We start from the raw sequence: 26,030 nt of genomic DNA, 5'->3' as shown, positions 1-26,030 counted from the left end.
TAATGCTAAGAGCAATACTGTCCCCGCTAATATTTATTATCCATTTGCCTCTGCAACTGGCTAACCTGGCCTTGTGGGGGGGCCTGGTCATCATGTTTGGTTTGCTGCGTTTTGTGCTGCCCATTCCGGCAGTACAACGCGCGTTGGCACCACTGATGAACTTTTATATGCTATGTTTTGGTAAATGCAGTCTGGCGCTTATCCGACTATTTAATCCGGTCACCCTTGATTACCGGGTGCGGGGTCAGCTGAGTAAAGAAAACTGGTACCTGATTATTGCCAATCACCTGAGTTATCTGGATATCGTCCTGCTCATTGAGTTTTCGGCATTCAGGATCCCGGCCCCCAAGTTTTTCTTAAAACAAGAACTCATCTGGCTTCCGTTTGTTGGGCTTGCTGCCTGGGCACTGGAAATGCCATTTATGAAGCGCTATTCGCCAGCCTATCTTAAAAAATATCCGCATAAACGGGGCACTGATATCGACACGACCAAACGCTATTGCCAGAAATTTCGCCACAAGCCCACCACGGTGATCAACTTTGTTGAAGGCACAAGGTTTACCCCGGCCAAGCATGCCAGTAAAAAAAGCCCCTATCAGCAGCTGTTGCCGCCAAAAGCCGGGGGTATTGCTTTCACTCTAGCAACAATGGGCGAGCTGTTTACCAATATCCTGGATATTTCACTGCTTTATCCGGATAATCCAAAGCATCCCATGCTGGCCATGTTAAGTGGTCAAATGCGACGAATCATTGTGGATGTGAATGTGATTGACATTCCAGCCCAAGCCATTGGCGACTATTATACCGATGCACAGTTTAAAGCCGGCTTCCAGCAATGGGTAAATACCCTGTGGCAGGATAAAGACCGCAACATTATTGGATTAAAAAAGGGTAATTAAATGGTCACAGCGGAAACGCTTCGGGAAAACTTCGTTAGACTGCTCAGGCAGGTTGATACCGACATCGTATTAAACGGTTCGCTGTACAACAGCTTTTCCTTATTACTCATTTTTGTACTGGCTGTTACCGGCCTGTTAGTTAGCCGGGTCATGCTGAATTCGTTTGTCACCCGCTTTATCCTGAGAAGCAAAACCCACTGGGATGACGCACTGCACAGCCATGGCTTCTTCAAACGACTCATTCACCTGGCGCCAGCGCTAATCATTTTTGCCAGTACTCATGTGCTGCTGACCAGCGACAGTCTGCTGTACACCGTGTTACTGAAAGGCTCATTATTGTATTTGATGACCGTCGCAGCATTGTCGGTGAGTGCGTTACTGAATACCTTTGAAGACTGGTATAACTCCACTCCTTTTGCGGCACAGGCATCGATTACTGGTTTTGTTCAGGTCGCCAAGCTAGTGCTGTTTATTGTGCTGATGTTACTCAGCGTATCGCTTATCGTAGAGCGGAGCCCGCTGTTACTGCTCTCCGGCCTGACCGCCATTGCTGCAGTACTGCTACTGATATTCCGTGACACTATTCTGGGATTTGTAGCGGGCATCCAGATTACCGCTAACCGTTTATTCAACAATGGCGACTGGATCCAGGTTGACAAGTTTGGCGTTGATGGCGAAATCATCGAGCTGGGACTAACCAACGTCAAGGTCAGAAACTGGGACAATACCATTTCCACCATTCCAACCTATTCACTGACCAACGAAGCGATTAAAAACTGGCGCGGCATGCAGGAGTCAGGCGGGCGGCGCATCAAGCGCGCCGTGTATATCGATATCCATTCAATCCGTCTTTACGATGAGAAGAGCCTGCAAAAGGTAGCAAAAATTCGTTTTATTGCTGATTACATCAAAAGTAAAATTGACGAACTACAGCGTTATCATAAAGACAATTCTATTGATGAGGGTGACTTACTCAATCGTCGTGCGTTAACCAACATTGGTACATTTCGCGCTTATCTGGAAGCCTATCTGGACAAACACCCCAAAATCAATCAGGACATGACGCTGATGGTCCGGCAACTGCCGCCCAATGAGTTAGGATTACCGCTGGAAGTGTATTGCTTTTGCCGGGATAAGTCCTGGGTGGCCTACGAGAAGGTTCAGGCGGATATTTTCGACCATATCATGGCCATGCTGCCGTTGTTTGAACTAAGAGCCTATCAGCGTGACAGTCACCTGGCCGCTCTGTCGGGCCCGGCAAGCCAACAAAATCATACGGATAAAGCCCCTGAGACAGTAAAAGACTGACACAAAAAAAGCGCTCTTGAAGAGCGCTTTTTCTTTACCGAAAGTCGATGAGCCGTTAATTAGCTGATGACGTAGAGCATCAACAGGCTGATCACCAGGCCACTAACACCCAGATAACCCATTTCAATGCGCTCGTGCAGGGCTTCGCTGCCCTCTTTGCCAGACATAAAGCCCATGACTATGCTGCTCATGCCTAAAGTAAACGCTACTAACGCAACACCAAATAAAATTGCATCAATCCAGTCACTCATAATCTTTACCCTATAAAAATTCTGCGCGTATTATGCACTAAGGAAACAAAAATGAACATGCGCAAAATCAATATTCCGCTGAATAATGAACATGGTCAAATATGCTAATAATTAGTGTTACTTCCAAAACAATAGGGAATAAATTCTCAACTTTAGTACAACAAAAAACATAACCCATTGTTTTATAAAAATTTAACAGATTGGCCTGTGAATTGCGATACGACATTCGTATTGTTTAAAAGCAAAATTGAGGATAACCATGAAAACTGTTGCTGCATCATTAATTTTAACGACCGCCTTGATTGCTCAACCTGCACTGGCACACGTTGAAGTTGATAATAAATGTAATATGGAACTGCACGGCTCGGTAACCTTTGATCATGGCGATCTGACCATCACCACCGAAAGTGGCGAGAAGGTTCTGATCACGCCAAGTCACCAGCTATACGTTGATAATCAGGCAGTAAACCTGGATAACGACGAACAACGCTGGGTGTCTGATTATTACAGCAGTATTGAAACCGCCATCCCCATGACAGTTGAAATTGCCCGTGACGGCATCAAGATTGCCAGCTTCGCCATCACCGAAGTATTCACTGAACTGCTGGGTGAAGATAATGACCTTACTGAGGATTTTGATACGCTGTTCACCGATCTGTCGACCCGGATTGACGAGCGTTTCTACGCCGCCGATGGCACTTATAAATTTGACAGCACGGGGCTGGACGGCGACTGGGCTGATGCGGCATGGAGCGAAGAGTTTGATGAAAAAATTGAATCTCTGGTTGAGCGTTCTACCGGTCACCTGTTAATGGCAATTGGCCGCCAGATGCTGTTTGAGGACGGCGACATGGAAGCTTTTGCCGGCCGTATGGAAAACTTTGGTGAAATGTTTGAACAACGTGTTGAAGGCCAGACTGATGCACTGGAAAGCAAAGCCGAAGCATTATGCACCGTGCTTGCTAAAGCTGACTATGCCGAATCACGCATGCAAAAGAACATCGCTGGATTGTCTGGGCTGGATTTACTGGAAACCACCGGTAAGTCTGCGCTGAAACAATAATGAAATCGCTACCGGAAATGTTAAGCTTGAGCCAAACAAAAAAACGGTAGCGCACATGACATCCCAACAAGAAAATAAACTCATACTGTGTGGTTGTGGCTGGCTGGGAGGATATCTCGCCAGCCATTTCCGTTCCCAGATGAGTATCTACGGTACTACCCGTAGCGAAGACAAAGCCAGGCACTTAAATCAACAAGGTATTCACGCCATCTCTTTTGCGCTGGGAAATAACCCTGAAGCGCTTCTCGCGGTAGCTCCTGACAGTACCTTTATTCTTAATATTCCGCCGGGCAGACGCAATACCGACTTGAGTCAATTTACCTCAGCGATGCAGCAACTAATAACCGCGTTATACAGTCAGGTACCGCCCAAGCAACTTATTTTTATCAGTACCACATCGGTTTATGGTGATCAGGAAGGCATTATCACTACAAACACTACGCCTGCCCCGAACACCGCGTCGGGTGAAGCCCACGTAGCAATTGAGCAATGGATTCAGACCACAGCACCGGACTCGGGTTATCTATTACGCCTGGCCGGCCTGACCGGGCCCGACCGGCACCCGGTAAACACTCTGGCAGGCAGAACACTCAGTGGCGCGACTCAGGTAGTCAACCTGGTACATGTGGATGATGTGGTAAAGGTTATCCATGCCCTTATGACGCAAAAGCCCGCCAACAAGCTCTGGCATTTATGTAGCGATGGGCACCCCATGCGCGGTGAATATTATCCGCAAATGGCAAAACGGCTGGGGTTACCAGCCGTTGAATTTAGTGACGAATTAACCAGCGAAAGTGTGCCTTCAGGTAAACAAATTAATCCCGGGGCAACCCTTAGCGGCCTGGGATTAACGCTTTCTTATCCCACACCGTGGACAATGCAGCTGGCCTGATGGCCGGCCTGACGCCGGCGAAAATTAGCCAATCAGACTGACACCGAGATATTTCAGCGCTACCGTATTAACGAATATCACCGCCAGGATAAGCGGAATAAAGGTCCCCACTGAGATATCCACATAGCGTTCAACCCAGCTGCCTTTGTAGTTAGGCGCACCGACCTGCAATGCCTTGTTGAAATTATGACGTTTCCAGCGATACATCACAAAAATACAAATCAGCAGGCCATTGAGTGGCAAAATCGTGTCGTAGAATACGTCATACACCACATCGAAGAATGACTTATCTGCTCCGGCGTAAGCGGTGAACGCAGTCAGGGCCGGCACAAAACCAAACGACAATGCGCATAACGCGGCTAAGATCACCAGCAGCACACCGAGAACCAATAACGACTTGCGACGGCTGTAGTCTTTTTCGTCCATTAAAGCTGCTACGGGCACCTCAAAGATAGAGACCAGGGAAGTAATGGCGGCAAAGAAAACCAGCAGGAAGAAGATGCTGGCCACGATACTGGCACCAATGAATCCGATACTGGTTTGTAAAGCCAGAAATATCTGTGGCAAGAATGAGAAGATCATGCTTATTGATGATTCACTCAGCTCGGTAGTATCAATATTCGGATTAAACGAAAATATCGCGGGCAAAATCATCAGACCGGCCGTAAACGCTACCGCCGTGTCAGTAATCGCGACTAATTTAGCCGAGTTAGGAATGTCGGACTGGTTATCAATGTAACTACCGTAGGTAATCATGATCCCCATCCCCAGACTTAACGAGAAGAACGCCTGCGATAGGGCGCCGTTGATCACCGATGCATTAATTTTGGTGAAATCCGGTACCAGATAAAAACTCACTCCGGCCATAGCGTTGTCGCGGGTAAGTACGAAAATAACCAGTAACACCAGCATTACAAACAAAGTGGGCATCAGTAGCTTGGCGGCTTTCTCGATGCCTTGTTTCACCCCGCCCTGTAAAATGCCGTACATAATGCCCAAAACAGCTGCCATGTAAGCAAAAATTACCGGCGAGTTAATAAAGTTGCCGAAGGTAGCGGGATCGGCGAGTAATTCTAAATCGCCGGTCACCGCATAAAACAAGTAACCAAATATCCATACCGTAATCACCAGATAAAACACGGCAATCATAAAGGGCGTAACGATAGACAACCAACCGGCGATCTTCCACTTTGCCGAATTGCCGGTGAGATCAGAATAGGCTCCCAGCGGATCTTTCTTGGTATGCCGTCCCACCGACATTTCAGCCATCATCACCGGTAAACAAATAGCGAATACAAAAATGGCATACATCAGCAGGAATGCGCCGCCACCATTTTTTGCAGCGCCGACCGGAAATCCCACCAGGTTGCCAATACCTACCGCAGAGCCTGCGGCGGCCAGAATAAATCCAAGGCGCGATCCGAACTGTTCTCTGGTCCCGCTCATATAAGTTCCTCTTGTGATTTTTATTGTTGCTTTACTTCGGAACGGTGCGCACAACTTCTTTTATTGGTAATGACGGTTGGCTGCGTCCTGTCGTCCGATTTTTTCCAACAGGCATACTATCAATACCCTGTAAAAAAGTCTTGGGTTTCATCGGAAGCAATCTGCCAGAAGGCGGCAAGCGCTGTACGCGCCACTTACCAGGGAATAGGTTTGTCGTCCCAGTCAAGAAAGTAAGGGCTGTGTTCAACTTCACGTTGCTGAATAATAGCGACCAGTTGCTGCGCCGTAAATTCAGGTGTAAACAGTTTTTCCGGTTTTACGTTACGCTGAAAAGGCTCTGATAAGTGCGAATCCACGGTGCCCGGGTGATAGCAAATCAGGCTGGTCTGCCTGGCTCGCCGCTTATATTCCACTGCAGCTGTTTTAATCAGCATATTGAGCGCCGCCTTTGAAGCCCGGTAACCATACCAGCCGCCGAGACCATTATCTTCGATACTGCCAACCCGGGCGCTTAACACGGCTAAGGTTGAGTGTTCAGATGGAAAAAAGCCAACCAACTGCTTTACCCACAGCATCGGCAGCACGGTGTTAATGGCGAAGTAATGCTGCAACGCTTCAGGCGTGATGTCTTCAAGCCGTTTTTCTGGCTGCACCTCGTTGTCATGCAATATGCCGGTGGTACACACCACATGGTGAAACTGCATGTCGTGTTGTTTGCATTCAGCCAGCCACCCGGTAACCGCCTGTTCATCCGTTGTGTCCAGCTGTACCGACTTCAGGTTTGCTTCCGCGCCGCTGATCTCCTGCCCCTTACGCGAAACCGCGTAAACGGTAGCCTGTGGAAATTGCTTGTGCATTTGCCACGCAATCGCCTTTCCTATTGCACCGCTGCTGCCAATCACTAATACATTCATGGTTTTTTGAGCTCACACTGCTGGCAACGCTTTTGCCCGGTTAACAAATAGGAAATACGGTAACGATGTTTGGCAAACCACAGGTAAAAGCGGTCGGCCAGCGGTTTAACCAATGGCCAGCGCAGTGGCGCATACAGCCAGCCTTTCCCCACCAGCCGCCAGGCTTCGTAGGTGACATCCAGGCCAATGAGCATGGAGCCATCGGCTCGCATAGCGTGAATGCGGTCATTGAGGGCCTGCCAGTCCAGCTCAGGAAAACGCTGCGCAAAGTCCGCCGCCATAATATCGACAAAGCCAAGCTTATTATCTTCATTGAGGCGTTTCAGATGGCGCATTTCTATGGCACATAGCGGGCAACCGCCGTCATAGAATATGGTGAGTTGTGGGGTTGTTTTCGTATTCATGCCTCCTTATACGCACAAATTTATCGCCTGGATGACTTGAAGAACTGTCTTTACGCCACCACACTTCATGCATTACAAAAACGCGGAGTTTTTTATGACAACCACAGCGACAGAAATCACTGCAACCGCCACGCTGGCCGGCGGCTGCTTCTGGTGTATCGAATCAGCCTTTAACCAGGTTCAGGGCATTAAACTGGCGACCTCCGGTTATGCCGGTGGCCACACCGACTCACCCAGTTATGAGGCCGTTTGTAAAGGCGATACCGGCCACGCGGAAGTGGTACAGCTTACTTACTATCCGGACCAAATCAGTTATCGGGAAATTCTCGAAATCTTTTTTGCACTGCATGACCCAACCCAGTTAAACCGCCAGGGTAATGATGTGGGCAAGCAATATCGCAGCGCGGTGTTTTATCATAACGAGGAACAGAAAGCCGCAGCAGAAGCGATTATTCAGGAAATGACTGACGACCAGGTCTGGCCAGATCCTATCGTGACCGAGGTAGTGCCGTTATCTAATTATTCAGACGCGGAAGATTACCATCAGTCTTACTTTAAAAATAATCCGCAAAATCAATACTGCGCTATGGTTGTCGCACCAAAACTGGCGAAGTTCAAAAAGACCTTTGCCGAACGTTTACGTTAAAGAATCTACCTTCTAAAGAAAGTGGGTTTGCTTTATTCCCCTATAGCGGACCCTATTTAAATCGAAGAAAGAAAAATATTTGTGCCCTTCTTCAGTGTTGTCATCGTTTCTGGCATACATAACAAACTAGAAGAATCATCACGGATGGGGATTCAGTCGATGCGGCACAGGGACGTGCCGTCATTGACTGTCTAGTTTGTTCTGCCAGAGACGATGACGCTTTTCACTGATAAGGGCTGCGGGGAGTCCAGAGGGGGTCGCACAACCCCCTCTGGTCGCTGTCGGCGACTCCGACAACAATCTATAAACATCTTTCTTTGCTAGCTTATATCTGTGCAGCAAGGCCCTACTTGGATTGATAACAACGTACTGGAGTAGGTTGTTAAGGGCTGAAAACAAAATGGACTGGTAAATCCCAGCCCGCTCTATTTCTTTACCTAATTAAACCAGCTGGCATCCAGCGGCATGCTGAACAACAATGGCGCCATACCTTCGTAGCGAGCACGATTAGCCTCGCATTGCAGGTTTTTCATATAGTTGACTTTCCATGGGTCGTTCACCATCCACAGGGTATCACCAATCACTGCCAGCCCTTCAATTGAAGCATTGTCCATTACTTCCTGCTCTACGCAGTTTTGTGGATCGCCACTGGGGGCACTGAATTGCAATGGGATTTTCCGGGTTGGCTTGTGCCCCGCAGCGTCAATCACCCACAACTCGTTATCGTTACGCGCGGCGGCAAGTAAAAAGCCGCTGTCAGCACCGGCTGGCTGATAATACTCCAGTCCGTTGATGGGGTGGCGGCCACTGTCGAACGCAGGGACCTGCAGCCCCGGATCGGTCACTACGGCAAAGTCACCGCTGTCCCAGAAATCGTCGTCCAGGGTGACCGAAAATACCCGCGGATTGCCCGCATTGTCCCGTTCAAGGGCCAGGTATAAGGTACGATTTGGGCCCAATGCCATGCCTTCTATGCCGTCATTCGGAAAATCGCCGACGGCGAAATCGAGGGGAAACTGCAGGGGGCGCACGTGTGTCATGGTAGCGTTGCCGCTGTCGTGCTGCTCAATGCGCACCAGCAATGTAGGGTAATCGGTTGAGCCGGTTGCCTCATAGCGTTGCTGACAGCGGTCCGACAATGCACCAGTGCGCGTGGCATCCTCAGTGACGGTGTAAAACACTTTGGGCCGTTCGGGGTCGGCCACCAGGGCTTCCAGATCGGGCTCGTCAGCCAGATACTGGGAGAAACAGCTGCGGCGAACACGGCTTGCCATGCCCATATCGTCGGGACGTGGCGCTAAAGTCGCGCTGGCAGGGTCGATTTTGTGCAGCCGGCGGCGTTGATACTCTTTTGCACTGCCATCGGAGATGGTGTAGAGCATCCCATCAGCATGGGTCAGTCCGGAGGTTTGCGGGTCGAGCATCACTCCTCCAGCCGCTTCCATTATCCAGGCGCCAGCCAGTACATGCTCTTTTGGCGTTCCCTTAAGTTGGTTATTTTCGGTAGGTTGCTTGTCGTTACTGCAGGCACTTAGCAAGCCTGCGGCTACCAGGCTTAAAAACCAGGCTGATTTCATGTCAGGTCCAATCCGTAGTCATTTTGCGGTTATCGTCGCTCACTGGCACATTACGGTCAAGGCCGTTAAGCAAACGACTTGAGCGGTTAAGCGCACTTGCCTGAAACCGAACAGCACCGTATAGTCTGGCAGTAACTACTACAGGAGCAGTTTTGACCTCATCACCCCTTCCTCTTGTTATCGCCGGTCCTGTTTTAAGGCATACGCAACAGACTGGTTTTACCTTGTGGCTGGTTACCAGTGAACCGGCCGATATTGATGTATCTGTGTATCAGGCCCGCCAGCAACATAGCAGTGAAAGCACCGACCGCGTTATTCAGGTGGGAAAGAAAGCGTTTATTCACGTGGTGACCTGTGCACCACAAACGCCTCTGACGACCGATACCCTGTATCATTACCAGCTCAATTTTGACCAACCTGAGCAACAAAAGCGTTGGCAAAGCGCGTTACCGTCGTTGTGCTACCCTGGCCAGGCCGACCTGCATTTCCGCGTGCCCGGCGTGTTATCCAATGTGCTTCATGGCAGTTGTCGCAAACCGCATCACCCGTCAGAAGACAGCCTGGTGCGGGTGGATGAACTCATTCATCAGGCATGTGAGGGCGGCGCGCAGAGACCTGACCTACTGCTGATGACCGGCGATCAAATCTACGCTGATGACGTAGCCGGCCCCATGCTTCAGGCGATTATGCAAACCATCAGGCGACTGGGGTTATTTCATGAAGACCTCGATGAGGCCATCGTTGAATCCACAGCCCAATTGGATGGTCATCCTTACTGTTATTATCACCGCCAGCAAATTCTGCCTCAGGTAGCCACCAACACGGCGTTATCCAAACTCTTTTTTGGCGCCAAGAAAAAACCGGTGTTTACTTCGGTTAACGCGCAGAATCACCTTATTGGACTGGCGGAAGTGATCGCGATGTACTTGTTGGTATGGTCGGATTCACTGTGGGCTGATATCTCATTTAACGCCGACGATGTCGACTCCGTTCACCAGACCTTATTTAGCCGCGAAGCAGGCATTATAGAGCAGTTCAGCCTATCATTACCGCTGGTTCGCCGGGCGCTGGCGCACATTCCTACCTACATGATATTTGACGATCATGATGTCACCGATGACTGGAACCTGACCCGGGGCTGGGAGCAGGAGGTATACGGACATCCGTTATCCCGTCGTATGGTAGGCAATGCCCTGGCCGGCTACTGGCTTTGTCAGGGCTGGGCAAATCAGCCCGAGAGTTTTTGCGCCATAGAAAAGCTCGCAAATGAGAGCTTCACTGCCTCCGGCATCCTAAACCACTCCGCCTTCATCGACGCGTTATTCGACTGGGAGCAATGGCATTACCAGTTGGATACCCAGCCACCTTTACATGTTTTAGATACCCGAACCCGACGTTGGCGCAGTGAATCCAGCCTTGATAAACCATCAGGTCTGATGGACTGGGAAGCGTTGTGTGAATTTCAGCATCAACTTATCGGTCAGGACGCCGTTATTGTGGTGTCTGCCGCCCCCATTTACGGGGTAAAGTTTATCGAGGTTATTCAAAAACTATTCACCCTGGCCGGCAAAGCGTTAACGGTAGATGCGGAAAACTGGATGGCGCATAAAGGTACTGCCAGTGTGATTCTGAATATCTTCAGACACTATAAAACGCCTCCGCACTTTATTATTCTGTCTGGCGACGTACATTATTCCTTTGTTTACGATGTGCGTTTGCGTTTCAGCCGAAATAGCCCTGAAATCACCCAGTTTACCTGTAGTGGCATTAAAAACACCTTCCCGAATACCCTTATTCGTTGGCTCGACCGATTCAATCAATGGTTTTACGGGACTCGTTCACCACTCAATATTTTTACCCGGCGACGAAATATGTCGGTACACGACCGCCATCCTGGTAGCAACGACAGTATTGCACTGCTTAATCAGTCGGCCATTGGCCAGATGCTGATTGATCCCGATATTGAAAATGTTCGTTGTATTGCCTTGTGTAGTAATGGCGACACGGTAGAATTCACCAACGAACTGTCGGATGACGAAACACCAGCAAGAGAACAGTAAATGAGTGATACCGCATTAAAAATTGGCCTGTTTTATGGCTCAACCACTTGCTATACGGAAATGGCGGCTGAGAAAATTCAGGACCAGCTAAATAGCCTGTTGGGTGAGCCGATTGTGGAGTTGCATAACATAAAGGATGTTTCACTGAGTCAGACCGCTGGTTATGACATTTTAATTCTGGGTATTTCTACCTGGGATTTTGGCGAGTTGCAGGAAGACTGGGAGTCCAGTTGGGACGACGTTCATCAACTCGATTTGTCGGGCAAAATTGTTGCACTCTATGGTTTGGGCGACCAACTCGGTTATGCAGACTGGTTTCAGGATGCGCTGGGCATGCTGCACGATGCGCTTAAGCCAGCAGGTTGTCAGTTTATTGGTTACTGGCCTAATCAGGGTTACGAATTTACTCACTCCAAAGCACTTTGTGAGGATGGTTCACACTTTGTCGGTCTGTCACTGGACGACGAAAATCAATATGATCAAACTGATGAACGGATCCTGACATGGTGTACTCAACTGGTAACCGAACTCAGTGAGCTCTGAAACCAACGAGAACATCACCTTTCCCCTGCATCAGCTCTAATTTTGATATTTGACCGGTCACCGCCGGAGCCACCAATAGTCAGTTGAATGGTCAGGCTGATAGCATAATATCATGGAGATCGGTCAGACTGATATTGCTGATCAGGGTGTATTAAACGTACGCTGTCCCAGCACGTTTAAGCAAAGCGTTCTTAATCAGAGCACTTCGCTTTATGAACCATTCAAGCTAACACATTTGCTCCTTAACTAAGCAGTAAATACCTTAGCATCAATGCAACCCTGCCAATCCGCTAAGGTGATTGGTATCGCTTTGCTCAACTTAAGATTTACTTCACTCTGAACAAAACCTTCCCGTAAGGCCGGTAATACCCGGATTAAATGGCGAGAAATCAATCTATACAATAAGTACCCAGGGTTATCTATTGCCAAACACAAATCGCAACCGATGTTAACAATCGGTAATTATTTTGTTTAAAGCTATTGTATATCGACCTTTTAAATGTAAAATAGACCAACGTTCTATTTTAGGTAGTTGTTATGAAAAATTACTTTTTACTTGTTTGTTGTTTATTTGTCGCGGGTGGTTTTTTATCTGACCGGGTGGAAGCTCACCATTCAGCGGTAGGCTATGATATCGAAAACCGAATATCTATAACAGGTGAACTCTCCAGAGTACGATTCAGAAATCCCCATGGCACGCTTGAAATAGAAGTGACCGAAAAGGATGGTGTGACCATTGAGGGCAAAGCCCAGGAATGGGAGGTCGAAACAGCGGCTGCAAACCTGTTAAGACGCCGGGGTTGGGACTTTAAAGGAGTAAAACGTGGTATGACTGTCACACTGATTGGCCACCCCTCAAAAGATGGCTCACCTTTAATGTACTTACGTGAAATTCATCTGCCGGACGGTACGGTAATGGGTGATCCCAAAGGCCTCGACAAGGCATTAGATTAAACTGCATGTTATTTCGGAATCATGACTATGATTGACTTTTTAATGTCCCTGGAAGAGAGCACGATCGGCGAATGGGTCGCCGCCTCCGCCTGGGGGTATGCCATCACACTAGCCTCCCATGCGGTAGGTATGGCTATTGTTGTGGGCCTTACGGCCATTATCGCTATCAATATCCTGGGATTTCCCAAAGCAGTAAAGCCATCCAGTCTTCGGACGCTCGCCCCGGTGCTGATTTTTGGCCTGTTACTGAATTTCGTATCGGGCGTTGCTTTGTTTATGGCAGCAGCCAGTGAGCTGTTTTTTAACATCGCATTTCAAATCAAGATTCTGATGATCATAATTGGCTTGATACTGGTTATTTATCTCGATAAGCACTTGCTCAAACCTATGGTTAACGATGGAGCAGTTGCTGTTTGCCAGAGCCATAAAATAATAGCGGCGATCACACTAGGGATCTGGTGGCTTAGCGTTGTTTTATCAGGGCGCTTAATTGGATATATTCTTTATGTTTAATGAACTTTCAAGCTGGTTGAAATCAACCACACTGCACGAATTCATCACCTCAAGTTACGTCATTTTCCCGGCGGCAGAGACCCTCCATTTTATGGGCCTGACGATGTTAGTCGGCGCATTACTGGTGGTAGACCTTCGCGGCATGGGCTTTTTAAAAAGCATTTCAATGGAAACGGCTCACAAGTTTGTCCCCATTGCGCTCATAGCCTTCTCGGTCAACCTGCTAACTGGCATCATTTTTATTTTTGCCGATCCGGACCGTTATTTTATCAATATTGCCTTTCAGGTAAAAATGTTGCTAATTCTCGTAGCGGGTATTAACGCCCTGGTATTTGAGTTTGCGGTGTTCCGCCCTTCACTGGCTGGCCGCAGTAGCACAACGCAGAACGTTCTGGCTAAGTTGACCAGCGGTACGTCACTGCTAATTTGGACCTGCGTAATTATAGGTGGACGCCTTATTCCCTATGTAGAATATTAAATCCGCCTTGCCCCCTCGGCCGCCATCAGAAGTATCTGATACGGGTGGTGGTCGAGACCCTTCCTACTGTAAGACAGTCTGTCCTACTCATTTTATTAACGTAAAACCCATCTGCAAAAACGCTTTTTCCCAGTTAAACGTTAAATCTCTAAGTAATCTTGAAGAGCACTAACGTGCCATCCCATTTATCCCCACAATAGCTTCAGCGGCCTGGCAAATTAGATTGCGCTGGAAATGACACATCATACTAAAGGGCATCTATAGAGTAATTAAATCTAACTTCAAATCACCTGGTTTCATATCGATAAAGTCTTAAAATGGCCAGTGACAAAAGCAGGGCATCAATGATGCTTTCTAAAAAAAATGCTGGCAGTCAATTGGCTACCAGCATTTTGGACAATCAAGGCAGGAGGAGAATTACTGCCCTGACGTTAAGCCACCATCACTAACCAGAATCGAACCAGTGACGTATCTCGCTCCGGTTTTACTGGCGAGCAACACATATAAGTCCATATGCTCTTCCGGTTCAGAAACGCGTCCCAGTGGGATATGCTCGCCCATGGTGTCAAGGCGTGAACGATCGCTGTTCATGGCTTTTTCGGTTTGATTGAGCGCATCAGTCCCCTTGATCGGGGTATCGGTGGCGCCCGGCGCGACGCCGCACACCCTAACGTGGGGGGCAAAGTCCAGCGCTAGCTGTGCTACAACGCCGCGCAGAGCATACTTGGAAGCAACGTATAACGGACCTCCACCACCTGGTCTGAAGCAGGCATTGGAGCCAGTGGCAATCAGATTACCGCCGGATGCCTTAAGCGCTTCAAAGCTGGCGTGAGCCGCCATCAGAACGGCACGGACATTGGTATTCATCATTTGTCCGAAGCCATCTTCAAGCTCATTCGGGGTCATTTTCTGCAATTTCTTAAAGAAATCCCAAACGCCCGCATTAGCGATCATTGAATCCAGACCGCCCCATTTTTCTTCAGCTACTGCAACAGCCTCAGCGTTGGTTTGGTAGTCGTTGATATCGCCCACCACATAGCAAAAATTATCAGTGTCGGTATAAGCCTCTACCTGCTCCGCTTTGCGTACCACAGCAATGACTTTTGCCCCCTCGGCTAAAAAGCGGGTGACGATAGCTTTACCAATGCCGCTGCCGGCACCGGTAACAATGACCCGTCTGTCTTGTAACATTTGCATGAATAACCTTTGCTTACATAAATACGTTTAAGTTTTTGGTCAGCAACGTGGATTGCTGTAACAGCACCAGACGACCCGCCAAACGGTATTCAGTGCCTACCTTACGCCAGATGTCTTTACGGCGACCCATAATGGTGGAATCGTCGCGTTCAAAACGATTACGGTACAAGGCAAATACGGTGTGTACTTCAAACTCATCGACTTTATCGGTGTGGAATACTTCCAGGTTAGAAACCGACATCACCTGACGGGTAGGCGGATCTTCGGTCCAGCACATACCCGAATCGTTACGCTTCAGGCGCATCATGATAGAGGCTTTGTCTTCGTCAAACATTGACACATAAAAAGGGCTGATTTCCGGTGTTTTATCGCGACGCAAACGGTTTTCGCGCAGCGGGATCCAATACACAAGATCGTCTTCCAGGCTGTTACTCCACTCATTGAGTAGCTCATGATTCAGCCAGTTCGCTTCGCGATTTACAAAACGCTGAACGTTAAAATAGGTTTGCATGTCAACGTGTTCGCCTTTGCATTCCAGAGCGAGTAATTGTTCTTTAGTACTCATGATTATCCCTCCCCCTATTTAGTAATCGGTGCTAACGGAATGTCAGCCCAGCTGGCTGCATCCATAAACTCAGCATAACGTTTGAAGAATAAACGCTGGTTGCTGTCATTCAACTGACCAACGACGGTTTCACCCGGCATATCCAATGGCACTGTCTGCCCTTTGGTTGGATTCATGCTGTAGCACAACTTCTGATGTCGGGTAACGTAACCTGAGTTCGCTGCGGTGGCGTGTTCCCAGTTTTCACCGTCGTCCATTTCCAGAATGCCACTCGGAGAGAAGGTGCGCATGGTGCCTAAACGCCATTTGGCTTTAATTTCATCCGACGCTTCTTTGGGTACCAGCGTCCAGCTGTGCAGTTCGGTTTCCATCGGGCCTTTTGGCAGAAAGGTACGGAACGTAAAATAACCCGGCAAGAACGCAAAATTAGGGAAGATAGCGCCTGAGGCGACCGAGCCCCACATTTTGGCGCGGATGCTGCCTAAACGTTTACTGATTTCTTCCTCGCGGGCACGCAGGTATTTAACGATATCCTTTTCGCCCATGGTGGCCGCATTACCAAAGTTGTTACCCAAACTGAATTCCCAACCATGGCCGTTAACACTGGCCTGATAAGAATTTTCGTTAGATACCACAACACCGCCATGCTCTTTCAATGTTGCTTCGGCGCCACCGAGGTGAGTCCACAGTGCATGGTAAATATCACCAACAAAGTTATCGGCCGGGAATTTCCAATTACACTGCATCACAGAACGGGTAGTACCGGGCAGGAACTCGGTACCTTGTTCATCAATGTCCAGAATGGCATCCAGATACCAACGGAAGTCCCCCAGGTAATCACCCAGTGAAGGTGCTTCCGGATCAAACGTGGCAAATACCAAACCTTTATAACTTTCTACGCGGGCTTTGTGTAATCCCCAGTCTTCTTTATTGAAGCCTTCGGTATTATCGTAAAGTTCGTTATTCGGCATGCCGTTTAACTTACCGTCCAGACCAAATGCCCAGCCGTGATAGTTACACACGAATGAACGGATTTTACCTTCACCAGCAAAGCACACTTTGTTACCACGGTGCGGACAGCTGTTAAGCATAACGTTAATGCTGCCGTCCTTTGCACGGGCAACAATAACGGCATCTTCACCAATATAGGTTGTAATGAAGTCACCGAATGTTTTGATCTGTGACTCATGCGCCACAAAATGCCAGCAGCGGGCAAATATCTGTTTCAGTTCTTGCTGGTAAATTTCCTGATCCCAGAAAATACGGCGATCGACGATGCCCTTTTCGTGGTCAATCAATGATTTAAAATTAATGGACATTTTAATTTCCTCTAACTAAGCCGGTGAACACGCACCGGCCTGCTTTAAAAAGCGTGAAAAGTGAGTGAAGAGCTGGCCTTATGGTCATGCATGGCTTCGATGAGTTCAGACCAGTTGTCCAGCAGTGCGCGTTGATTCAGGTAACCTTTATCCGTCATCTCGTTTTTCTCAACGGACGGTGGGACTGGCAACAATGCAAAGCGACGAACACGGGTGCTTGCACTATAATGCGTTTCATTGTATTCGGAGAGGCGTTCAGTCACATCTCTGATGTACTCCTCGATGGTCTGCAAATGCGCTGCCGTTTGTTCTGCATCACTTAATTCAAAGCGCTCTGTCAGCTTGCCTATATTGGGCACCAGCAGCACACCAATATCGGGCTTGTTATGGCCGGTAATTACGGCATCCAGACATAAGCCTTTCAGCGCTGCAGAAACGGCTACACGTACCTGATTGACATTAACCCAGGTACCGGTATTGAGTTTGAAGTTTTCTGAAATACGCCCTTCAAACACCAGACCATCTGAGGGGTTTTCCGGATTGATCAGACGACCGGCGTCACCCATTGAATAAAAACCCTCTTCATCGATGGCTTTCCTGGTGGCGTCTTCGTTACGCCAGTAACCCGGCATCACGTTGGGACCGCGCACCGCCAGTGCGAGTCTGTCCTGCACCGGTGTCAGTTTGATTTCAGTACCCGGAATCGGCACACCGATATTTACCGACAGGTCTGAATCAAAGTTCAGGCAGGTAGAAAACGGCGCCGTTTCAGTAGATCCCCAACCAGCAAACAGCTTAGGTGTTTTGCCCACGGCTTCGACAGCCAATTCTTTTAACCGGTTACGGGTTTTATCTGGTAACGCTGCCGCCGCGACAAAGATAATCTTTACTTCGGAGAAGAATTTCCTGGCGATCACGGGGTTGTCTTCAAACTGAGCAACCAGCGCCTCGATTCCTACCGGTACGTTATAATGGATATTTGGCTGAATCAGGCAGATGTTTTCTACGGTTCGGCCAATTTGACCCGGCACTGGCTTACCATCGTCGATAGTCATAGTACCGCCATTGAACAACACCATATTGAAAACCGCATTGCCACCAAAGGTGTGGCTCCAGGGTAACCAGTCAACCAGATTAGGCGTCAGGTCCTGCAGCATCGGCCACATTTTATAAACCGCAACCTGGTTGCTGTACATCATACGATGGGTGTTGATAACACCTTTAGGCACACCAGTAGAACCGGAGGTCATCATGACTTTACATACGGTATCCGGCGTGACCTTAGCCCGCAAGGCAGCAACCTCTTCTTCACTGATGCTTTGCATATTGCGGATTGCCGGCACTTTCTCATTATTGGAGTGTGAGGCGATGCACGGAATATCAAACGTAGACTGAATAACGTTGATCGCGCGTTTGAAAAAGATAGTGTCACTAAAGTAAATAGCGCCAGGTTCAATCGTGCTGATAATGCTCTGTAAACGCTCAAAGGTATCACCAATTTGCGCATACGCCACAGATACCGGGGTAACTGGTACACCAATGGTCATTGCGGCGAAAGCCACAATCGCGTGATTAATTGAATTAGGCGCAACAATAATCAGTGGTTTTTCGGCTGACAACTCCAGGGTACCAAGGTGACCGGCGACGTTTTTTACCCGCAAACTGAATTCTTTATAGGAGATTTCAGCCCAGCCATCGGAGGTACGTTCGCGTAAGAACACCATGTTAGGACTTTTCTGCGACCAAAAATCAATACAGTCCAGCATGGTTTTATCGTCGAGGTCGATGGTTTCTGCATTACGCAAAATCACACCACCACCAGCAAGAACCTGTTTAACTACTTCATGAGTGCCCATTGTCAGTTCGGGGCTTTCGTTTGCTATATGCTCAAGCATGTTGTGTCCTTCCCTTATTGATTTGGCCAGGCAGACAGTTTGTCAGCCAACACGGTTTTAACGGTTTCTAACTCGTCAGCCAGTGCATTCACAACTTGCTGAACGGTCTCTATCTGCTGTGTAGCACCCACACCGTGGCCTGCACCCCATACATCTTTCCAGGCTTTGCCTTCACCCTGAATATTGGAAAAATCAATGTCAGTAGTGCCACCTTTCTTAGCAGTCAGGTCAAAGCCGGCCTGTTGCAAACTTTCTTTCAGCCAGTTGGCACGCACCCCGGATACCGCATCAGAAGTCACCACATCCTCCATACTGGCGCGAACCAGCATTTCACGGTAGTCGTCGTTAACCAGGCTTTCTTTACAGCTGATAAAGCGGGTACCCATGTAAGCGAAGTCTGCACCTAATGCGAGCAGCGCTGCGATAGAACTGGCGTTTTGAACAGAACCGCCAACAATCAGCGGGCCATCGTAAAAACGGCGAACTTCCTCCACAAAGGAAAGCGGTGAGTAGTTGCCGGTGTGACCACCGGCACCGGCACACACCAGAATTAAACCGTCCACACCGGCTTCAGTGGCTTTACGGGCATGTTCAAGAGAAATAACATCGGCGAATACCTTACCACCGAAGGCATGAACCCGTTCGAGTACACGTTTGGGACTACCTAACGCAGTCACTACGAACTTGGGTTTGTACTGTTCTACCAGCTCCATTTCGGCGTCAAAACGATCGTAACTCTTGTGCACGATCATATTCATGCCCCACATGCCTTGCTTGTCGGTGCCTGCAAGTTCGGCATCGATTTTGGCCAGCCAGCCTTTTAAGTCCTCAATGGTGCGGGCGTTAGGGGCCGGGAAGCAGCCGAGTATGTCAGCTTTTGCGGCGGCGATAACCAAATCCGGCCCCGAGATTAAAAACATCGGCGCGATGATGGTTGGCAGACGCATTTTTTGGTACAACGAATTTACCAATTCACGATTAGCCATGGTTACTGCCCTTTCTTTTCCAGAATATCCAGCGCCACATCAACAATCATGTCCTCCTGACCGCCGATCAGTTTACGGTGACCTACTTCTACCAGAATTTCCCGAACATCCAGGTTATAACGTTTAGCGGCTTGTTCGGCGTGACGTAAGAAGCTGGAGTAAACACCGGCATAACCGAGAGTTAAGGTTTCTCTGTCAACGCGAACCGGGCGATCCTGTAAAGGGCGTACCAGGTTTTCCGCAGCATCCATTAATTTGTACAAATCGCAGCCGTGATCCCAGCCCATGCGATCGACTGCCGCAATAAACACTTCCAATGGCGCATTACCTGCACCGGCGCCCATGCCGGTAAGGGATGCATCGACGCGAGTGACGCCACTTTTCACCGCCATAATGCTATTGGCTACGCCAAGGCTTAAGTTATGGTGTGCGTGAATGCCAAGCGCCGTACTTTCTTCGAGCACATCCCGCATGGCCAGACAGCGCGCTTCGATATCGTCCATGTTCATGGCGCCGCCACTGTCTACCACATAAACAGTCGTGGCCCCGTAGGACTCCATCAGTTTGGCTTGTTCAGCCAGTTTTTCTGGTGACGTCATATGCGACATCATCAAAAATCCAATGGTATCCATGCCCATTTCACGAGCGGTCTGGATATGTTGTTTAGATACATCAGCTTCAGTACAGTGTGTTGCAACACGAACTGAGCGCACGCCTAAGTCGTAGGCGCGCTTTAAATCTTCTACGGTACCTATACCGGGTAACAACAGCGTAGTCAGTACGGACTTATCCAGTACATCAGCAACGGCTTCCAGCCATTCCCAGTCGGTGTGGGCGCCAAAGCCATAGTTAAAGCTACTGCCGCTGAGGCCATCGCCATGTGCCACTTCAATAGCATCTACACCGGCTTCTTCCAGCGCTTTGGCAATGTTACGAACATGCTCGATACCATATTGGTGACGTATGGCATGCATACCGTCACGCAGCGTTACATCCTGAATATATAATTTTTTGGTCATTGGTCTGTCTCCGCCTTAGTTCTGCTTTGCAATGGCGATTTTTTCCGCCGTTTTCAGCGCTGCGGACGTCATGATGTCCAGGTTGCCGGCATACGACGGCAGGTAGTGCGCTGCGCCTTCCACCTCAAGGAATACTGAGGTTTTCAAGCCGCTGATTTTGCCAACACCGGGCAAGTCCAGCGGAGCGTCATCGGTAAAGCGATCGAACTGTACCTTTTGTTTCAGACGGTAACCCGGTACATAGCTTTGCACCGCTTTTACCATTTCATCGATGCTGGCTGCGATTTCAGCTTCGTCGCCATCTGGCGAGAAGGTAAATACCGTATCGCGCATCATCATAGGTGGCTCGGCAGGATTCAGAATAATGATAGCTTTACCGCGCTTTGCCCCGCCTACCTGCTCAATGGCGTGTGAGGTGGTTTCGGTAAATTCATCGATATTCGCGCGGGTACCAGGCCCGGCGGATTTAGACGAAATAGACGCGACAATTTCGGCGTAAAGCACATCGGTGGTGCGTGAAACCGCGTAAACAACAGGAATTGTTGCCTGTCCACCACAGGTCACCATATTCACATTTGGCTGACTTATGTTTTCTTCGCCGTTAACCACTGGTACGGTAAACGGACCAATGGCGGCCGGGGTTAAATCAACCATGGTTTTACCCGCTTCATTACATAGCTTTGCGTGGGTCGCGTGGGCGCCGGCAGAGGTGGCATCAAAAACGATTTGGATATCGTTCCACTCTGGCATCGCCATCAGGCCGTTTATACCTTCGTGAGTGGTTGCTACGCCCATACGGTTGGCACGAGCAAGGCCGTCAGATGCCGGATCGACACCCACCAGTACGCTCATTTCAAGGTGTTCAGAAGTACGAATGATTTTAATCATCAAATCCGTACCGATGTTACCTGAGCCAATAATGGCTACTTTTACTTTATCAGACATCACAAATCTCCTATTCAGTAAACCGAACAGACACGCCGTTCAGGCCGTCGATCGTGGCAGTAAAGCTATCACCTGCCTTAACGGGAACCATCGGGCCTAACGCGCCAGACAGCACAACATCACCGGCTTTAAGCGGTTGGTTGTTTTTAATCATGGTTTTAGCCAGCCACAGGGTGGCGTGTAATGGATTACCTAAACAGGCGCGACCGACGCCAGTGGAAATAACCTCGTCACCCTTGGTCATTTGCATCGCGCAACCTTCCAGATCCAACTGCGACAGTGGCACCGGTGTAGTGCCCATCACAATACCGCCGTAAGAGGCGTTATCTGCGATGGTATCGAACAACGAGATATCCCACTTGGCGATACGGCTATCCACAATTTCTAGCGCCGCCACGGCGTAGTCCACGGCATTAAGCACATCAATAATGGTGATATCCGGTGCGGTCAGATCCCGCTTCAGAACAAATGCCACTTCCGCTTCAATACGAGGTTGTAAAAACTGACTGGCTGAGATCTCTTCGCCAGAGCAGTAACAGGTATCAGCGTAAACCATGCCGTAGTCAGGCTGATCAACACCCAACTGAGTTTGAATGGCGACAGATGTCAGGCCGATTTTACGGCCAATAGTGCGGCGACCCGCTTCGGTCCAGCGCAGGTGATTTTGGTGTTGAACTGCATAAGCGTCCTCAACCTGTGGGTGATCCATCAGCGTACGGATCGGTGAAATTGCAGTGCCTTGATATGCGTCAAAGATATGCGACGCCATCTCTTTTATAATTGCTTTACTCATAGGGTACAGACCTGACTTTATTTCTTTTTACGGGGCGGAAACTGAAATTTATGGCCCCAGGCTGAGTTAACGTCGTGGGTTTTGACATGCCAGGTGTCGTCATCTACCTCGATTGCCCCCCAGCCAAATTCGACATCAAAGCCAGACGGGCTCATTGTGTAGAAAGACAACATTTCGTCATTGGAATGACGACCAAGGGTAAACGAGAAGTGACAGCCAGCCTTTTCTGCTTTATCCATTGCGCGGCCAACATCATCGATGTTGTCGACCTGGAGCATAATGTGCGCCACCTTAGCCGGAATGGGAACCGGTGCCAGCGCCAGTGAATGGTGGCGTCCGTTACAACGTAAAAAGGTAATACTTAGTGGCTTACCGGGTACCACTTCGGTGTTGATATAATCAGAGACTTTAAAACCGAGTAGTTCGGTATAAAAAGCTTCCTGAGCGGCGTGGTCCTGGGTAACCAGTACGATATGCCCAAGGCCTTGCTCGCCAGTAATAAAACGAAAGCCTTGTGGACTGACAAACGCCTTGTTGGTTTTCTGCAACGGCCCAAAAAAGGCTTCGCAACGTGTTCCATCGGGATCATTGAAAATAATAAGTTCTTTAACCAGGCGCTCATCGGCTAACGCTCTACCGCCATCTTCCCAGGCTATACCGGCGGCACTTAACCGTTGTTTCAATTGCTCAAGGGCTTGCTTGTCACTAACTTCCCAGCCCACGTAATCCAATTGGTCATGGTCTGCTTTGGCCAGTTTGATTCGCCAGGCGTAGCTGTCGATTCGTAAAACCAGGTCGCCATTGTCGGCTTCTTTTACGGCTACACCAAGCACGTTTTGAGCATAATCACGCCACTTGTCGGTGTCTGACACTGAGAAGCCCAGGTATCCTAGCGCTTTAATCTCTGACATCATCCATCTCCTAAAATTGAGTAAGCGCAGCCGTTAGCCGCGCATTTGGGCACGCAGTGATACTGCCGGATCAGCCAGTTTCTCCGGATCAGCATTCACGTTGTTTTTAATCATTCTGAGTGCAACGCGCACAGCGTTGGGGTTGTTGACGCTGACAGCGCCAACCACACGGTTGTCTTTCACACTGAAATACACTGGCCAATCTCCTTCTTCGCGTTTCACCAGGTATTCACTCTCGGCTAGCATGTGGCCAGCCATTTCGATATGCAGATCGCCCTGATCTGACCAAAACCAGTGTGTAGGCGCTTCGGGCTGCTCAGTGCCAAGAATCGATGCGGCTACGCGCTCGCCCTGAAACTGCGCAGACTGCCAGTGCTCATGACGCATAGTGGTGCCGTCTGCCTGGGTTACTGCCGCAACATCGCCTGCGGCATAAATACCATTAATGCGTGTTGATTGTGTTTCATCAACGCTAATACCGCCGGCATCGCTGAGCAGGAGTTCCTTGCTGGTATCGTCGGCAATAAACGGTAAATGAGGGAGCATGCCGACACCCAGTACAATGGCATCGGCCTCTAGTTTGTCACCATTGGTAAATTCGATAGTGACGGCGGCGTCGCCTTCGTTAGTAAATTTGCTGATACGGCAATTTGTGGTGAGTTTAATACCCGACTGCAAGTGGTGTTTTACCAGCGCTTCACTCAATGATTGCGGTAGTAAATGACCCATGGGTAGTGAGGCGGCATCAAGCCATTCAACCTGAACGCCGAGTTTAGCCAGTGACGCTGCCGTTTCAGCGCCAATAAACCCTCCGCCTATAACTGCAATTTTGGCGCCCGGCTTGACGATTCCACGAAGCTTTATCGCGTCCGCATAATGTCGCATTACCAACACTTCAGGTAGATCGGCGCCTTCAATGGGCAAGCGGCGTGCTTCACCGCCGGTTGCAATAACAATGGCGTCGGCAGTAAGCGTTGCGCCTGAGGCAAGCACGACTTCGCGAGTTTGCGCTTTCAGTTCAACCAGTGCGTTACCGTACAGCGTAGTGACCTTCAGCTCGTCCAGCTCAGCAGTGTCGATGAGCAAGATATCTTGCGCTGTAGTCTCTGCAGACATGAGTACCTGCTTGGACAACGGCGGGCGTTCGTAAGCGCCATTTTCATCTTTGTCGATGAGTGTAATACTGCCTTCGAAACCACCTTTACGCAGTTGTCGAACACAGCTGATGCCAGCAGCACTGGCACCTACCACAATCACCGATTCAATCGGCGCACTCATCGCTGCACCTCAAGGTATATTTCACCGTCGCGGATATCCACAATGTGCGTGCCCACCCCCTTGGTGGCTGGTGGATTTTCCGGCTCGCCAGTTTTAAGACAAAACACTGACATATGCAGCGGACATTCAACCGTATCCCCTTCGACAAAACCGTCACAAAATGAAGCTTCAGCATGAGAGCAGGTATCATCGATAGCATAGACTTCGCCACTTTCGCCTCTAATCACCGCGATAGGTGGCTTTACTGAATCGACTTTAATGGCTTCACCAGGCTCAAGTTCATCTAATTTGCAAACAAACAACATCGTAAACTCCCGTGACTTAAGCGGCTTTGAAATGGTTGACAACCAGGTCAAGGAACTCTTTAGGACGCTCAGCCATTACCCAGTGACCACACTTGGCAAAAATATGCATATCTGCATTTGGCATAGAGCGACCTAACTTCATACCCATTTCAGTTGGCACAACCTTATCTTCACGGCCGTGTAAAACGAGCGTTGGATGTTCAATCTTGGCAGCGATATGTTCAGGCATACCAGACAGCGGGGTATCGCCCTCAGGGTTAGGCTCTGCTAACAACTTACGAAGCCCTTCCTGCGCGCCGGGAATAAGACTTGTCTGGTAACGTTCTTCCACCAGTTCATCGGTAATAGAATCTGCGGAATATGGGAAGTGAGACAATGTTTTGCGCATGTTCTCCAGTGAGGGGGTGTAATCCCACCCGGCGCGCAGGCCTGGTGTCATCATAAATTTGTCGCAGGGCGTACCCATAAGGCAAATTCGCTCAAATCGCTCGGGAAAACGCGCTGCGGTGGCCAGCGCCAGTGAACCACCAAATGAGTTACCAACCACATGAGTCTTCTCAATACCCAGCGCATCAAGGAATGCCAGCAGGTGTTTACCCCAGTGTTTAATATCGTAAGAAAAGTCCGCTTTGCGCTCGGTATAGCCAAAACCGGCTAAGTCTGGTGCGATGACACGAAAATGCTTAGCCAGTTCAGGGATGATTTTACGCCAATTGGTGTAGGCCGAAACACCAGGCCCGGAACCGTGTAACAGCAATAACGGCTGTCCTTCACCTTCTTCCAGATAATTAGTTTGTAAACCAAACGCTTCAATGGTTTTGCCTTTGCCAGGCACATTGCCCTGTTTCATTTTTGCACCTCGTACAACC

27 protein-coding genes are annotated in these 26,030 nt (G+C 49.1%); 10 read left to right on the top strand and 17 right to left on the bottom strand.

The window, feature by feature from the left end:
- Positions 1-2 precede the first annotated feature (2 nt).
- Together yihG and AC2T0J_RS10540 are read left to right on the top strand one after the other, a co-directional pair.
- Entirely contained in the window at positions 3-899 is an 897-nt protein-coding gene (gene yihG, locus AC2T0J_RS10545) for a 1-acylglycerol-3-phosphate O-acyltransferase, YihG family (protein WP_489810092.1), read from the top strand.
- Positions 900-2,207, top strand: a complete 1,308-nt coding sequence (locus AC2T0J_RS10540) for a mechanosensitive ion channel family protein (protein WP_489810091.1) — start codon at positions 900-902, stop codon at positions 2,205-2,207.
- A 59-nt stretch (positions 2,208-2,266) separates the two neighbouring features.
- On the opposite strand, the gene AC2T0J_RS10535 is transcribed toward AC2T0J_RS10540, so the two are convergent.
- On the bottom strand, positions 2,267-2,458 hold the full coding sequence (locus tag AC2T0J_RS10535; RefSeq protein WP_489810090.1) for a hypothetical protein: 192 nt from the start codon (positions 2,456-2,458) through the stop codon (positions 2,267-2,269).
- 259 nt (positions 2,459-2,717) lie between these two features.
- Between AC2T0J_RS10535 and AC2T0J_RS10530 the strand changes: the two genes are divergently transcribed.
- Entirely contained in the window at positions 2,718-3,521 is an 804-nt protein-coding gene (locus AC2T0J_RS10530) for a YggN family protein (RefSeq protein WP_489810089.1), read from the top strand.
- A gap of 55 nt (positions 3,522-3,576) precedes the next feature.
- On the top strand, positions 3,577-4,413 hold the full coding sequence (locus tag AC2T0J_RS10525; protein ID WP_489810088.1) for an NAD-dependent epimerase/dehydratase family protein: 837 nt from the start codon (positions 3,577-3,579) through the stop codon (positions 4,411-4,413).
- A gap of 24 nt (positions 4,414-4,437) precedes the next feature.
- Here the strand turns inward: AC2T0J_RS10525 and AC2T0J_RS10520 are convergent, their stop codons facing one another.
- The 3 genes from AC2T0J_RS10520 to AC2T0J_RS10510 form a co-directional block, all read right to left on the bottom strand.
- Positions 4,438-5,859 carry a sodium-dependent transporter gene (locus tag AC2T0J_RS10520; RefSeq protein WP_489810087.1) on the bottom strand — a complete coding sequence of 474 codons (1,422 nt, stop codon included), beginning with the start codon at positions 5,857-5,859 and terminating at the stop codon, positions 4,438-4,440.
- Between the two features lie 194 nt (positions 5,860-6,053).
- Positions 6,054-6,773: an SDR family NAD(P)-dependent oxidoreductase gene (locus AC2T0J_RS10515; RefSeq protein ID WP_489810086.1), complete on the bottom strand. Its 720-nt coding sequence runs from the start codon at positions 6,771-6,773 to the stop codon at positions 6,054-6,056.
- A complete protein-coding gene (locus AC2T0J_RS10510) occupies positions 6,770-7,177 on the bottom strand; it encodes a thiol-disulfide oxidoreductase DCC family protein (RefSeq protein ID WP_489810085.1) in 408 nt (135 codons plus the stop codon). The genes AC2T0J_RS10515 and AC2T0J_RS10510 overlap by 4 nt, the downstream gene beginning before the upstream one ends.
- A 94-nt stretch (positions 7,178-7,271) precedes the next feature.
- Here AC2T0J_RS10510 and msrA point away from each other — a divergent pair, with 94 nt between their 5' ends.
- Positions 7,272-7,823: a peptide-methionine (S)-S-oxide reductase MsrA gene (msrA, locus tag AC2T0J_RS10505; RefSeq protein WP_489810084.1), complete on the top strand. Its 552-nt coding sequence runs from the start codon at positions 7,272-7,274 to the stop codon at positions 7,821-7,823.
- 437 nt (positions 7,824-8,260) lie between these two features.
- Here msrA and AC2T0J_RS10500 read toward each other — a convergent pair whose 3' ends face one another.
- Positions 8,261-9,400 carry a hypothetical protein gene (locus AC2T0J_RS10500; protein WP_489810083.1) on the bottom strand — a complete coding sequence of 380 codons (1,140 nt, stop codon included), beginning with the start codon at positions 9,398-9,400 and terminating at the stop codon, positions 8,261-8,263.
- A gap of 152 nt (positions 9,401-9,552) precedes the next feature.
- Between AC2T0J_RS10500 and AC2T0J_RS10495 the strand changes: the two genes are divergently transcribed.
- The 5 genes from AC2T0J_RS10495 to AC2T0J_RS10475 all read left to right on the top strand — a co-directional run bounded on the left by AC2T0J_RS10495 (position 9,553) and on the right by AC2T0J_RS10475 (position 13,948).
- A complete protein-coding gene (locus tag AC2T0J_RS10495) occupies positions 9,553-11,460 on the top strand; it encodes a metallophosphoesterase family protein (protein ID WP_489810082.1) in 1,908 nt (635 codons plus the stop codon).
- Entirely contained in the window at positions 11,461-12,003 is a 543-nt protein-coding gene (gene fldB, locus AC2T0J_RS10490; RefSeq protein ID WP_489810081.1) for a flavodoxin FldB, read from the top strand.
- A gap of 537 nt (positions 12,004-12,540) precedes the next feature.
- Positions 12,541-12,957 carry a DUF6152 family protein gene (locus tag AC2T0J_RS10485; protein WP_489810080.1) on the top strand — a complete coding sequence of 139 codons (417 nt, stop codon included), beginning with the start codon at positions 12,541-12,543 and terminating at the stop codon, positions 12,955-12,957.
- Between the two features lie 27 nt (positions 12,958-12,984).
- Positions 12,985-13,470, top strand: coding sequence for a hypothetical protein (locus tag AC2T0J_RS10480; RefSeq protein ID WP_489810079.1), 486 nt, complete (start codon positions 12,985-12,987; stop codon positions 13,468-13,470).
- Positions 13,463-13,948, top strand: a complete 486-nt coding sequence (locus AC2T0J_RS10475; protein WP_489810078.1) for a DUF6644 family protein — start codon at positions 13,463-13,465, stop codon at positions 13,946-13,948. The genes AC2T0J_RS10480 and AC2T0J_RS10475 overlap by 8 nt, the downstream gene beginning before the upstream one ends.
- 417 nt (positions 13,949-14,365) lie before the next feature.
- Here AC2T0J_RS10475 and AC2T0J_RS10470 read toward each other — a convergent pair whose 3' ends face one another.
- The 12 genes from AC2T0J_RS10470 to AC2T0J_RS10415 are packed head-to-tail and all read right to left on the bottom strand — an operon-like array spanning position 14,366 to position 26,011.
- On the bottom strand, positions 14,366-15,145 hold the full coding sequence (locus AC2T0J_RS10470; RefSeq protein WP_489810077.1) for an SDR family NAD(P)-dependent oxidoreductase: 780 nt from the start codon (positions 15,143-15,145) through the stop codon (positions 14,366-14,368).
- A 13-nt stretch (positions 15,146-15,158) separates the two neighbouring features.
- Positions 15,159-15,710 (bottom strand): aromatic-ring-hydroxylating dioxygenase subunit beta, encoded by a 552-nt coding sequence (locus tag AC2T0J_RS10465; RefSeq protein WP_489810076.1) that lies wholly within the window; start codon positions 15,708-15,710, stop codon positions 15,159-15,161.
- Between the two features lie 14 nt (positions 15,711-15,724).
- On the bottom strand, positions 15,725-17,029 hold the full coding sequence (locus tag AC2T0J_RS10460; RefSeq protein WP_489810075.1) for an aromatic ring-hydroxylating oxygenase subunit alpha: 1,305 nt from the start codon (positions 17,027-17,029) through the stop codon (positions 15,725-15,727).
- Between the two features lie 44 nt (positions 17,030-17,073).
- Positions 17,074-18,924 (bottom strand): AMP-binding protein, encoded by a 1,851-nt coding sequence (locus AC2T0J_RS10455; RefSeq protein WP_489810074.1) that lies wholly within the window; start codon positions 18,922-18,924, stop codon positions 17,074-17,076.
- A gap of 14 nt (positions 18,925-18,938) precedes the next feature.
- The gene (locus AC2T0J_RS10450) at positions 18,939-19,910 is read right to left on the bottom strand and encodes an NAD(P)H-dependent flavin oxidoreductase (RefSeq protein ID WP_489810073.1); all 972 of its coding nucleotides are present in this window, start codon (positions 19,908-19,910) and stop codon (positions 18,939-18,941) included.
- A 2-nt stretch (positions 19,911-19,912) separates the two neighbouring features.
- Complete coding sequence (gene dmpG / locus AC2T0J_RS10445; protein ID WP_489810072.1) at positions 19,913-20,929, bottom strand: 4-hydroxy-2-oxovalerate aldolase; 1,017 nt, start codon at positions 20,927-20,929, stop codon at positions 19,913-19,915.
- A 15-nt stretch (positions 20,930-20,944) separates the two neighbouring features.
- On the bottom strand, positions 20,945-21,874 hold the full coding sequence (locus AC2T0J_RS10440) for an acetaldehyde dehydrogenase (acetylating) (RefSeq protein ID WP_489810071.1): 930 nt from the start codon (positions 21,872-21,874) through the stop codon (positions 20,945-20,947).
- Positions 21,875-21,884: 10 nt separating this feature from the next.
- Positions 21,885-22,667, bottom strand: a complete 783-nt coding sequence (locus tag AC2T0J_RS10435) for a 2-keto-4-pentenoate hydratase (protein ID WP_489810070.1) — start codon at positions 22,665-22,667, stop codon at positions 21,885-21,887.
- A 17-nt stretch (positions 22,668-22,684) separates the two neighbouring features.
- Positions 22,685-23,581 carry a VOC family protein gene (locus AC2T0J_RS10430; RefSeq protein ID WP_489810069.1) on the bottom strand — a complete coding sequence of 299 codons (897 nt, stop codon included), beginning with the start codon at positions 23,579-23,581 and terminating at the stop codon, positions 22,685-22,687.
- 30 nt (positions 23,582-23,611) lie between these two features.
- Positions 23,612-24,856 carry an NAD(P)/FAD-dependent oxidoreductase gene (locus AC2T0J_RS10425; protein ID WP_489810068.1) on the bottom strand — a complete coding sequence of 415 codons (1,245 nt, stop codon included), beginning with the start codon at positions 24,854-24,856 and terminating at the stop codon, positions 23,612-23,614.
- Positions 24,853-25,161 (bottom strand): bifunctional 3-phenylpropionate/cinnamic acid dioxygenase ferredoxin subunit, encoded by a 309-nt coding sequence (locus AC2T0J_RS10420; RefSeq protein ID WP_489810067.1) that lies wholly within the window; start codon positions 25,159-25,161, stop codon positions 24,853-24,855. The genes AC2T0J_RS10425 and AC2T0J_RS10420 overlap by 4 nt, the downstream gene beginning before the upstream one ends.
- 16 nt (positions 25,162-25,177) lie before the next feature.
- Entirely contained in the window at positions 25,178-26,011 is an 834-nt protein-coding gene (locus AC2T0J_RS10415; protein ID WP_489810066.1) for an alpha/beta fold hydrolase, read from the bottom strand.
- Positions 26,012-26,030: the final 19 nt, after the last annotated feature.

This window comes from Alteromonas sp. ISO5 (assembly GCF_058105165.1).
The sequence above is the reverse complement of the archived record's forward strand: the minus strand, read 5'-3'. Positions and strand labels throughout refer to the sequence as shown.